The sequence below is a fragment of the Thioalkalivibrio sp. AKL12 genome, from assembly GCF_000377925.1.
Lineage (GTDB): Bacteria > Pseudomonadota > Gammaproteobacteria > Ectothiorhodospirales > Ectothiorhodospiraceae > Thioalkalivibrio > Thioalkalivibrio versutus.
The window spans coordinates 1-11262 of record NZ_KB898917.1 but is presented as its reverse complement, the minus strand read 5'-3'; the positions used below and the strand labels follow the sequence as shown (position 1 = coordinate 11262).

Genomic DNA, 11262 nt, shown 5'->3' with positions numbered 1-11262 from the left:
AGCCGGTTGTTCTCGTCCTCCAGCTCCTTCAGCCGTCGGACGTCCGCAGCCTCCATGCCACCGTACTTCGACTTCCACTGGTAGTAGGTCGCCTCAGAGACCCCGATCTCCCGACAGACGTCCTTCACCTTCCGGCCGCCTTCGACCTGCTTCAGCGTCTGAACAATCTGACTCTCCGTAAACCGACTCTTGCGCATCTCGGCCTCCTTTGGCTCTAGTGTGCCCGGAGACCTCCAGTTTTCAATGGACCGAATTTACGGGAAGGCGACACTACGACTACGGGAGGGCAGCGGTGCGCGTCATCCCGGAAACCGCGTAGCGGTTATCCGGGATCTCGGCGGCTGGGGTTGCCCCGAAGGGGGAGATCCCGGCTCTTCGCTTCGCTCCGGCCGGGATGACAGTGCAGGGGCCAGGGCCGGGGAGGGTGACGTTCCCAGACGGCCCGGATTAGAGCGACTTGCGACGGGCCATTTACGTCCCCGGACGATCCCCGTGACTGGCTGACTCTCGTCGCCAATCAGGCGATTTTTCTACCCTGGATCTGCTCTGTGTCCTCTGTGCCCTTCGGATCTTCGTGTGCTTCGTGATGGATAAAAGGGGACGCGAAGAACGCTAGCTGGCGTTGAGGGTGATCAGGAATTCGAGCAGGGCCTTCTGGGCGTGCAGGCGGTTCTCGGCCTCGTCCCAGACGACGCTTTGCGGGCCTTCCAGGACATCCGTGGAGACCTCTTCCTCGCGGTGCGCCGGCAGGCAGTGCATGAACAGGGCGTCGTCGTTGGCGAGCCGCATCAGGTCGGCATCGACGAAGAAGCCGGAGAAGGCCCGGCGCCGCGCGCTCTTTTCCTGCTCCTGGCCCATGCTCGCCCAGACATCGGTGACGACCAGATCCGCACCCTCGGCCGCGGCACGTGCGTCGCGCGTCAGCTCGAAGTGTTCCTGCGTGGTTTCGACCACGCTGGGCTCCGGGTCGTAGCCTTCCGGACAGGCGGCGACCAGCTGGAAGTCCAGCTGGCGGGCGGCGTACATGTAGCTGTGGCACATGTTGTTGCCGTCGCCGATCCAGGCCACGCGCTTGCCGCGGATGTCGCCGCGGTGCTCGACGTAGGTCTGCAGGTCGGCGAGCAGCTGCGCCGGGTGCTCCAGATCGGTCAGGCCGTTGATCACCGGGACCGAGGAGTGCTTGGCGAACAGTTCGATCTTCTCGTGCTCGTAGGTGCGGATCATCACGCAGTCGACCATGCGCGAGAGTACGCGGGCGGTGTCTTCGATCGGCTCGCCGCGGCCCAGCTGGGTGTCGCGCGGGGACAGGAACAGGGCGTTGCCGCCGAGCTGCTGCATGCCTACCTCGAACGATACCCGGGTGCGGGTGGAGGACTTCTCGAAGATCATGCCGAGCGTCTTGCCGCGCAGCAGGTCGTCGTGGTGTCCGCCCGACTTCAGCTGCTGCTTGAGCTCGATCGCCCGTTGCAGCAGGGCACGGGTTTCATCCCCGGAGAGATCGAGGAACGAGAGGTAATGGCGAGGGTTCATGCAGAGACCTCCTTGGGGACAGAGGATGACAGGAAGGCATCCACCAGGTCGGCTACGGTGGCGGCGATCTGTTCCACCTGCTCATCGTCGATGATGAGCGGCGGCAGCAGGCGGATCACGCGGTCCGCCGTCACGTTCAGGATCAGGCCGCGTTCCAGGGCGGCCATCACCAGCTCGCCCGCCGGGCGGTCCAGCTCGACGCCGATCATCAGGCCGCGGCCGCGCACGGCGACCACGCCCGGATGGTCGCTCAGGCGGTCGCGCAGGCGACCCAGCAGGAATTCGCCCTGGCGGGCGGCCTGTTCGCACAGGGCCTCGTCCTGCATGACGTCGAGCACGGCCAGCGCCGCCCGGCACACCAGCGGGTTGCCGCCGAAGGTGGTGCCATGCATGCCGGGACTGAACAGCTCTCGCGCCGCACCGGCGACCAGATTGGCGCCAATGGGGATGCCGTTGCCGAGACCCTTGGCCAGGCTGACCACGTCCGGCGTGATGCCCTCGTGCTGGAAGGCGAACCAGTATCCGGTGCGCCCGATGCCCGCCTGGATCTCGTCCAGCATCAGCAGCCAGTCCTTGCGGTCGGCCAGCTCGCGCAGGCGCCGCAGGTAGCCAGGGGGCGGGACATGGATCCCGCCTTCGCCGGTGACCGGCTCGACCAGGATTGCGACCACGTCGGGGTCTTCGGCCAGGGCCTCCACCGCATCGAAGTCGCCGTGCGGGACATGCACGAAGCCCGAGACCAGCGGTTCGAACCCGGCCCGCACCTTGGGGTTTCCGGTAGCGGACAGCGTGGCCAGGGTGCGGCCGTGGAAGCTGCCCTCCATCACCACAATCTTGGGCTCGGCGATGCCCCGGGCGCGGCCGTGCAGGCGGGCGAGCTTGATCGCCGCTTCGTTGGCCTCGGCTCCGGAGTTGCAGAAGAACGCGCGGTCCATGCCGGCCAGCTTGCACAGACGCCGGGCCAGCTGTTCCTGCAGCGGGATGCGGTACAGGTTGGAGGTATGCACCAGCGTGCTGGCCTGGTCGCAGATGGCCTGTGCCACCTTGGGGTGGGCATGTCCGAGACCGCACACGGCAATGCCGGACAGGGCATCCAGATAGCGCTTGCCGTCGGTGTCCCACAGCCAGGCGCCTTCGCCGCGTTCAAAGGCGACGGGCAGGCGCTTGTAGGTGTTCTGCAGGGCGTCGTTCATTGGGTTCTCCGAAACCAAAGAGCCGGCGGAGGACCGCCGGCTCGATGAAAGGCGCAGCCGCATCATGCGGCCAAAGGCGCCTAGTATATAAACCCTTTGGGGTTTACTTCATCTGCTGGGCAGCAAAGTCCCAGTTGACCACGGCCCAGAAGTTCTCGAGGTACTTCGGGCGCGCGTTGCGATAGTCGATGTAGTAGGCGTGTTCCCAGACATCGCAGGTCAGCAGCGGGGTCTTGCCGTCGCGCAGCGGGTTGGCGGCGTTGGAGGTGTTGACGATCTCCACCGAGCCATCACTGTTCTGCACCAGCCAGGTCCAGCCGGAACCGAAGTTGCCGACGGCGGATTCGTTGAACTTCTCCTTGAAGGCATCGAACGAACCGAAGGCGCTGTTGATCGCGTCCGCGAGCTTGCCGGAGGGTTCGCCGCCGGCGTTCGGGGCCATGCAGTTGAAGTAGAAGGTGTGGTTCCAGACCTGGGCGCCGTTGTTGAAGATGCCGCCGGCCGGGGCCTTCTTGATGATGTCTTCCAGCGAGGCATTTTCGAACTCGGAACCCGGCAACAGGCCGTTCAGCTTGGTCACGTAGGTCGCGTGGTGCTTGTCGTGATGGTATTCCAGCGTCTCGGCGGAGATGTGCGGCTCCAGCGCGTTCTTGGCGTAGGGCAGATCGGGCAGTTCGTAGGCCATGAAAGACTCCTTGTACGGTGTCGTGAGAAACTGAGGCGGCGGCGCACCCGAACCGGGAGCGCTGCTTAACAGGACAACGATAGTCACGTTGCCCGGGCGATGCAATTTCCGATGATGCCGGTTGGTTTTCACCCCGGCGGATTTCCCACAAGACGAGGCGCATGGCGGATACTGACGAGACGGGGCAGGAAGGCGAAGCGGCGGTGGCGAAGGGCTCGACGGTGGACTGGCGGGCCCGGATCGGCCTGATCCTGGGCCCGGCGATCTTCGTGCTGTTCCTGCTGGTGCCGGCGCCGACGGGGTTCGATCCGGCGGCGTGGTGGGTGCTTGGGCTGACGCTGTTCATGGCGACCTGGTGGATCAGCGAGGCGTTGCCGCTGCCGGTCACGGCGCTACTGCCGATCGCGATCCTCCCGGTCCTCGACATCACCTCGATGGAGAACGCGACCGCGCCCTACGCGAACCCGATCATCTTCCTGTTCATGGGCGGCTTTGCGATCGCCTTGGCGGTGCAGCGCTGGGATTTGCACCGGCGCATGGCGCTGGCGATCGTGGCCCGTTCCGGGAATCGTCTGCACGCCCTGGTGGGGGCCTTCATGCTGGCCACGGCCGGGTTGTCCATGTGGGTCAGCAATACCGCGACCGCGGCGCTGATGCTGCCGATCGCCCTGTCGGTGCTGGGCCTGATCGAACGTGGTGCATCGCCACGGGGTCCGGGGGCGACTGCGGAGTCGCGGCGCCCGGCCCTGGCATTGTTGCTGGGGATCGCCTTTGCCGCGAACATCGGGGGCATGGCGACCATTATCGGATCGCCGCCGAACGCCCTGACCGCGGCCTATCTCGGGGATCGCCACGGGATGGAGATCGGGTTTCTGGAGTGGATGACCCTGGGCCTGCCGTTGGCGGCGATCCTCCTGGCCCTCGCGTGGTGGCTGCTGACGCGCTGGGTGTTCCCGGTACACCGGGTCGAACTGAACGGCCTGCGCGCCCTGCTGGACGAGCAGCGCGCCACGGTCGGGCGCTGGTCGACCGCAGAGAAGCGGGTGGCAGCGGTGTTCGTGCTGGTCGCGCTCGCCTGGCTGACACGGCCGCTGCTGGAGGGGTGGTTGCCCATCTCGCTGACCGATGCCGGCATTGCGATCCTGGGTGCCGGCTTGTTGTTCCTGATCCCCTCGGGTTCCATGGAGCAGCGCAGGTTGTTGGCCTGGGACAACACCCGCGAACTGCCCTGGGGCGTGCTGCTGCTGGTCGGAGGCGGCCTGAGCCTGGGGGCGGCCATCGAGTCCAGTGGTCTGGCGGAGCTGGCGGCCGATGCCCTGGTGATCGCGCAGACCTGGCCGCTGATCCTGATCATGGCCGGGGTGGTGTTGCTGACCATGACGCTGAGCCACGTAACCAGCAATACGGCCACGGCCGCGACGCTGCTACCCCTGGTCACCGCGTTTGCGCTGAGCATGGACGTGCCGGTCCTGATGCTGGCACTCCCCGTCGCCTTTGCCGCTTCCGTGGCCTTCATGCTGCCGGTGGCGACCCCGCCGAATGCCATCGTGTTCGCCAGCAACCGCCTGCAGGTGCTGGACATGGTGCGGGGAGGGGCACTGCTTTCCGTGGTGGCGCTGGTGCTGATCAGCCTGGCGGTCTACGTCTTCGCCGAGGCCCTGCTGGTGTAGCCGCGGCGCGGATTCGTTCTGTGATTGCCGTGTCCCCGACGTTCTTGTGGGGATGAAAAGCCTTCCATGCTCAAGTTCTAGGATTCGCCGCCGCTAGGGAGGACGAACGGCCCATTATTTTGCGAGCTGGCGCTGACCGGCAGACCGAAGGACGCACCGACATGTTCAACAATATTCGAATTGGCGTACGGCTCATGGTGGGCATCATCGGCGTGGTGGTCCTGGCCGTGGTGCTGACCCTGGTCGTGGTGATGAATGCCCTGGGTACGATGGCGGACAGGGCGGAGCAGCGGGAGCTGAACGACTTGGCTGGCCAGTTGCTGGATCGGCTGGACCAGGAGTCGGCGCGCGCGACCGCGATGGCGGAGACCGTGGCGCGTATCCCGGATGTGCAGGAGGCCATGGCCAATGGGGATCGTGATCGGTTGGCCGCACTGACGGTGCCGAGTTTCGAGTCCCTGAACGCCGATTACGGCGTGCGCCAGTATCAGTTCCACACGCCGCCGGCGACCTCCTTCCTGCGCGTGCATCGCCCGGATCGTTATGGCGATGACCTGTCCGGTTTTCGCCAGACGGTCGTCGACACCAACGACCGCCGCGCCCCGATCTCGGGCCTGGAAGAGGGCGTGGCCGGCCTGGGTATCCGCGGCGTGGTCCCCATTGCTCACAACGGAGAGCACGTGGGTTCGGTGGAGTTCGGGCTGTCCTTCGGCGACCCTTTCTTCGAGCAGTTCACCGAGGAGTTGGGTGCACCGGTCGCGCTCTACCTGCGCGATGAGGGTCGGTTCAACCGCTTTGGCGGGACCATCGAAGGCGAAGCGACCTTCAATGCGGCCGAGATGCGCGAAGTGCTCCAGGGCGAGCGTCTGGTGCGCAACGTGACCTACCAGGGCGAGCCGATGGCGGTGATCGCCCGGCCGGTGCGCGATTTCTCCGGCGATGCGGTGGGTGTGCTGGAACTGATGGTGGACCGCAGCGCCTACGTGACCATGACTCGCAACGCCACCGGTACGGTGGTCATGGTCGGCGTGATTGCGGTGGTTCTGGGCGTGCTGCTGGCCTGGTTCCTGACCCGCAGCATCGTGCGCCCGCTGTGCCAGACGGTGGAGCGTCTGGACGACATCGCCAGTGGCGAGGGTGACCTGACGCGCCAGCTGGAGGTGTCCGGCCGGAACGAGCTGGGCGATCTGGCGGTGGTGTTCAACCGCTTTGTCGAGAAGATTCGCGTGTTGATTCAGCAAGTGGCGGCGGGTTCCGATCAGGTCGCTGCGGCGTCCAACGAGCTGTCCGCGACCAGCGAGGAAACCAACGAGCAGGTGCGCCGCCAGAAGGCGGAGACCGACCAGGTCGCCACCGCGATGAACGAGATGACCGCCACCGTGCAGGAAGTCGCCCGCAATGCCGCGGATGCGGCGGCGGCCGCCCAGGCTACGGACCAGGACGCCGTGGCCGGTCAGCAGGTGGTGCAGAAGACGGTCACCGCGATCAACGGCCTGTCCAGGCAGGTCGATAATGCGGCCGAGGTGGTCACCCGCCTGTCGCAGGATGCCGAGCAGATCAACAAGGTCCTCGAGGTGATCGGCGACATTGCCGACCAGACCAACCTGCTGGCGCTGAATGCCGCGATCGAGGCGGCCCGCGCTGGCGAGCAGGGCCGCGGCTTCGCCGTGGTGGCCGACGAGGTGCGCACCCTGGCCAGCCGGACGCAGGATTCGACGCACGAGATCCAGCAGATGATCGAGCGGGTCCAGAGCGGTACGCGCGAGGCGGTGCAGGCGATGGAAGATGGGCGTTCCAAGGCCCACGAGAGTGTCGAGCAGGTGAACCTCGCCGGCGAATCGCTCAACGCGATCACCCAGTCGGTGACCCGCATCAGCGACATGAACACGCAGATCGCCAGCGCTGCCGAGGAGCAGTCCACCGTGGCCGAGGAGATCAACCGCAACGTGGCCAACATCACCGAGGTGCTGGACCAGACCGCGGCGGGCTCCGAGCAGATCCGCAATGCCTCGGAGGAGCTGTCCAAGCTCGCGTCCCAGCAGCAGGAGCGGGTGGGTCAGTTCAAGGTCTGATACTCGACCCGATGGTATCGAGCCCGCCTCCCTGTTCGGGGAGCGCGGACTTTTTCATGCGTGTGGGGAAAAGGGCAGACGAAGAAGCCAGGTCAAGGGCGATCCTGATTAGCAACGAGCGTCAGCCAGGCTCAAGGCCCGTGCGGGCCCGGGTCTCCAGGCGCCTCCTACATCGTCCTCCCGGAAACCGCGCAGCGGTTATCCGGGATCTCCACGGTATGAGTGACCCGTACGTTGGGGCTAGAACGGCGTGTGGAGATCCCGGCTCTGCGCTGCGCTACGGCCGGGATGACGGTACGACTGGGATCACAATCAGGGTGAGCTCCGACCGGGATGACAGGGCAGGGGTAAGCGCCCCGGGAGGGTGACACTCCCAGGAAGGCCTGGATCAAAGTGGCCCGGGGCGGGCCATGCACATCCCCAAATGGGCCCCGCCACTGGCTGACGATCGTTGCTCATCAGGAGGGCGATTGGACCACGGAGGACACAGAGGACTGGGGGAAGGGCTGGGACGGAAAAGGTCGGATGATGCCCGTGCGACGTCAGATCACAATCCGATCGTGATCCTTTGTCACTGTCCTTGCCGTTCTCTGTGACCTCTGTGGTTCAGGCCTTTTGCTCGTCGTCGTGCCTTGTGGCCTTCGTGGTGAATACAGGCCCTTACGGAGCGGGAAAGAGGCGTTCGCCGTTTTCGAAGGCAATGGCACGGGCGACATTGTCGGGTAGCTGGTCGAGCCAGGCGCGGGTCTCGTCTTTCAGGTGGGTGTACTGTTCCCAGCGCGTGGTGGTGAAGGTGTCCACGCCGATCATGAAGCGATCCGGATGGGTGAGGAACAGCTCGAACCAGTCGTCGTCGATCTGACCACCGGGGTTGATGCGCGGGTTGCGCATGGACAGGTCCATGTTCATGCGCGGGTGGCGCTCGAGGTAGTCCTGCACCAGGGGCGGGTAGGCGTAGCTGCCGGCGTGGGCCCAGAGGATGCGCACCTCGGGGTGGGTGGCGTAGGCATGATCGATCACGGCCGGGTCGCCGTGGATCATGATGGTCAGATCGCGGGCGACGGCCAGGTCCAGCAACTGTTCGAAGCCGGGTCCGAAGCGGTCGTCTGCCTGGATGTGAAACTCGCCCAGCCCGCGCCAGGCCACGTCGGATTCGTCCAGCATGTCGGCAATGCGGGCGCCCAGGTCCTCGACGTGCATCCAGTCCATCTTCTTGCCCAGGCGGTGGGAGACTTCCAGAAACGGCACGATGCGGGTATCCGAGCCCGCTTGCAGGCGACGAATCAAGCCGCCTTCGGTCGACATGACGATGGCGCTGCGCACGTCATTGGAGGCCAGGGTGCGGCCCACGTCGCTGATGCCAAAGGTTTCGGCCACCGCCGGGCGATAGTGCAGGTGGGCATCGAAGATCGGCGGCTCGGCGCTGGCGACGGTGAAGGGCAGGGCCAGCCCGAGCGTGGCGCCGAGCAGGGAACGGTGGAGGCGATGGTGCATGGACAGACCCTTCGGAAGCCAATTCGACATCAGGAACGCGGCGGACTGTTGGGCGCAGGGGTCGGATCGGTCGTCTGTGCCGGATCGAAGCGCTCGCGCAGGTAGCGGATGATGGCATCGGATTCGTACAGCCAGCGCACCGAGCCGTCTTCTTCCTCGATTCGCAGGCAGGGCACCTGCAGGCGGCCGCCCTCGTTCTGCAGTTCCTCGCGCCAGGGGCCGGTGGCCTGGGCGTTGCGCAGTTCGATATCCAGCGACAGCCGCTGCATCGCGCGGCGGGCCTTGATGCAGAACGGGCACGCCGGGAAATGATACAGGGCAAGGCGTTGCGTCTGTTCGTCGATTCGGGCTTGGTCGGCCGGGTCCCGTTCGATGCCGCGTGGGCGCGAGACGCGCTCACCGATCAGCATGAACGGGGTCAGAATCAGGCGGACGCCACGGAAGAAGGTGCGAATCAGGAATCTCATGGCGAAAGGATGCCACAGGAGCCCGACACCGTTACAGCATCTCGAGCGATGGAGGCGTTAGTTCCACCCTCAAACCTTAGGGAAACACTGATCAATGAACGCGTTCGCGCTCGAGTCGCTTTTGCGTGCGGACAAGGCGCGGTGACTGCCGTGCAGTCATTCTGCACAAGGGAGCCGCAACGCTGTGCGCGCGCCCCTTTTTGATAACAACGGGCGGCCGATCCCCTACTTTCAATAACTTGCGGGGTTTGCACCCCAGGTTCCCCGATCCTGCGTTGCGCCGCTTACAGGTAGAACCACTACGACCTCCATGGTTACAGGCTCTCGACCGTCTTTGCGTCTTCGTGGGGCGTATCTTTGTGAATCGGCAAGCTCAGGGGGTGCCGAAGTCGAACTCCCAAGGGTCTTCCGGGGGCGCGTCGAGTAGCGACGGGCGCAGGCGGATCACTTCGAAGCCCAGTTCGCGATAGTCATCGAGGCGGTCCGGGGCGCGGTCGGCGACCTCGACGAAGTCGGCAAATGCCTCCGCGTCCAGGCCGCGCCAGTCGGCAAAGGTGCCGCAGACTGCCACGTTCACCCCTTCGTCGCGGACCAGGGCCTCCACCTCGTCGTGCAGGCTGGGGTGCTGCGTCGCCTCGCTACGCGTCAGGGTGAATTGTTCCGCACCGTGGGAGACGACGGCCACCGGGTAGTCGGGGTCGCGTTCGCGCAGGCGGGTGACACTGGCCCGAATCTCGGGAAGAAGCGCGGATAGCGCTGCGCGGTCGTTCTCGATGATCTCGAAGACCACGCCTTCGGGAAGCTTGTCGCGTTCCAGGAGTTCGAGGACGGCCGCGGAGGGTTCGCCCGGGGGCAGCGGGTCAGAGGAGGTCACGGGGCCCGCGTGCAGGCGGGGCATGGCCAGCATGGCAATGAGGCCGCCCACGAACAGCCAGGCGGGAAGCGGAAATGGTAGAGGGCGTGAGCGGGTAATCCACATGGCCCCATTCAAACGGGGATCGCTGAACGACGCAAACATCCGCGCACGGGGGCATGCGAATTGGGGCTCCCGCGCGCGGGCAGAGTCGAGTCGCCGGGGTCAGTGGCGGTCCCCGGTGGCCTGTTCGGCCATTTGCTCGTAGCTGGTGTGGCGCACGTCCTTGCCCTTGACGAAATAGACGACGTATTCGCAGATGTTGCGCGCGCGGTCGCCGATACGTTCCAGGGAGCGGGTGGCCCAGACGATGTCCATCAGGCGCGGGACGGAGTCCGGGGCGGCGGTCATCTGCCGCATCAGTTTGTGGGTGACGGTTTCGTACAGGCTGTCAATCTGGATATCGAGCTGGGCGACGCGCACGGCCTGTTCCACGTCCATACGGGCGAAGGCATCCAGGGCCCCGCGGGTCATCTCGCGGACATGTTCGCCCATGCTGGCGATATCCGACATCGGGGCGCTGTTGCGGTCTTCATCCAGCAGGTGCAGGCCCATGCGGCCGACCCGCTCGGCCTCGTCGCCCATGCGTTCCAGGTCGGTGATGGTCTTGATGACCGCGATCACCAGCCGCAGGTCGGAGGCGGTCGGCTGGCGCCGGGCGAGAATGTGGGTGCACTCCTCGTCGATCTCGACCTCCTTGGCGTTGACCTCGTAGTCGGAGGTCATGACCTTCTCGGCAAGTTCGGCATCGCCCTCGACCATCGCGTGGACGGCATCGGCGAGCTGCTGCTCGACCAGACCGCCCATGGCCATCACCTGCTTGATGATGTCTTCCAGCTCGGCGTTGAACTGCTGCGAGATGTGTTGCTTGAAGAAGCTCTTGTCCATGGTGTTTTCCTAGGGAGACACTGATGAATGTACGCGTCCGCGCTCGAGTCGGTTTTGCCCGCTGACAAGGCGCGGTGACTGCCGTGCAGTGACTCTGCACAAGGGAGCCGCAACGCTGGCAGCGGGCAAAAGCGGCCGAGCCCCGACCTCTAAGGAAACACTGATTTAATCCGCCGTGGGTCCCGCCCGCCTGGCGGGTTTGGGATAATGGCGCCAGGTTTCCTGCCCGAGGTGATGGCCGATGTCCCAGCGCAGCTTTTCCGATCTCGAGTACTCCGCCAAGCGCAAGCAGACGCGGCGCGACCGCTTTCTGGGGGAGATCGATGCGATCACGCCCTGGGCGGCGCTGG

General features: G+C 65.5%; 10 protein-coding genes and 1 pseudogene. 3 read left to right on the top strand and 8 right to left on the bottom strand.

Features of this window, described 5'->3' with window-relative positions; all coding sequences use genetic code 11:
- The 4 genes from D579_RS0114005 to D579_RS0113990 all read right to left on the bottom strand — a co-directional run.
- Nucleotides 1-197 (bottom strand): transposase (locus tag D579_RS0114005; RefSeq protein WP_018952382.1); only part of this gene is annotated, 197 nt, incomplete at its 3' end.
- A 415-nt stretch (nucleotides 198-612) separates the two neighbouring features.
- Entirely contained in the window at nucleotides 613-1530 is a 918-nt protein-coding gene (gene argF / locus D579_RS0114000) for an ornithine carbamoyltransferase (RefSeq protein WP_018145406.1), read from the bottom strand.
- Entirely contained in the window at nucleotides 1527-2723 is a 1197-nt protein-coding gene (locus tag D579_RS0113995) for an acetylornithine transaminase (protein WP_018938045.1), read from the bottom strand. Before D579_RS0113995 ends, argF begins: the two co-directional genes overlap by 4 nt.
- Nucleotides 2724-2826: 103 nt before the next feature.
- Nucleotides 2827-3408: a superoxide dismutase gene (locus D579_RS0113990; protein ID WP_018145408.1), complete on the bottom strand. Its 582-nt coding sequence runs from the start codon at nucleotides 3406-3408 to the stop codon at nucleotides 2827-2829.
- A 161-nt stretch (nucleotides 3409-3569) separates the two neighbouring features.
- On the opposite strand from D579_RS0113990, the gene D579_RS0113985 reads away from it, so the two are divergent.
- Complete coding sequence (locus D579_RS0113985) at nucleotides 3570-5078, top strand: DASS family sodium-coupled anion symporter (RefSeq protein WP_018952381.1); 1509 nt, start codon at nucleotides 3570-3572, stop codon at nucleotides 5076-5078.
- A gap of 161 nt (nucleotides 5079-5239) precedes the next feature.
- Nucleotides 5240-7150, top strand: a complete 1911-nt coding sequence (locus D579_RS0113980; RefSeq protein WP_018952380.1) for a methyl-accepting chemotaxis protein — start codon at nucleotides 5240-5242, stop codon at nucleotides 7148-7150.
- Nucleotides 7151-7810: 660 nt separating this feature from the next.
- On the opposite strand, the gene D579_RS0113975 is transcribed toward D579_RS0113980, so the two are convergent.
- From D579_RS0113975 to phoU, 4 genes are all read right to left on the bottom strand, one after another.
- Nucleotides 7811-8644 (bottom strand): amidohydrolase family protein, encoded by an 834-nt coding sequence (locus D579_RS0113975; RefSeq protein WP_018952379.1) that lies wholly within the window; start codon nucleotides 8642-8644, stop codon nucleotides 7811-7813.
- A gap of 29 nt (nucleotides 8645-8673) precedes the next feature.
- Complete coding sequence (locus tag D579_RS0113970) at nucleotides 8674-9111, bottom strand: glutathione S-transferase N-terminal domain-containing protein (RefSeq protein ID WP_018145412.1); 438 nt, start codon at nucleotides 9109-9111, stop codon at nucleotides 8674-8676.
- A 373-nt stretch (nucleotides 9112-9484) separates the two neighbouring features.
- Nucleotides 9485-10090 carry a DsrE family protein gene (locus D579_RS0113965; protein ID WP_026289546.1) on the bottom strand — a complete coding sequence of 202 codons (606 nt, stop codon included), beginning with the start codon at nucleotides 10088-10090 and terminating at the stop codon, nucleotides 9485-9487.
- A gap of 99 nt (nucleotides 10091-10189) precedes the next feature.
- Nucleotides 10190-10912: a phosphate signaling complex protein PhoU gene (phoU, locus tag D579_RS0113960; RefSeq protein WP_018145414.1), complete on the bottom strand. Its 723-nt coding sequence runs from the start codon at nucleotides 10910-10912 to the stop codon at nucleotides 10190-10192.
- 241 nt (nucleotides 10913-11153) lie between these two features.
- Between phoU and D579_RS15155 the strand changes: the two are divergent.
- Nucleotides 11154-11262 (top strand): annotated as a pseudogene (locus tag D579_RS15155) (IS5/IS1182 family transposase); the annotation flags it as partial.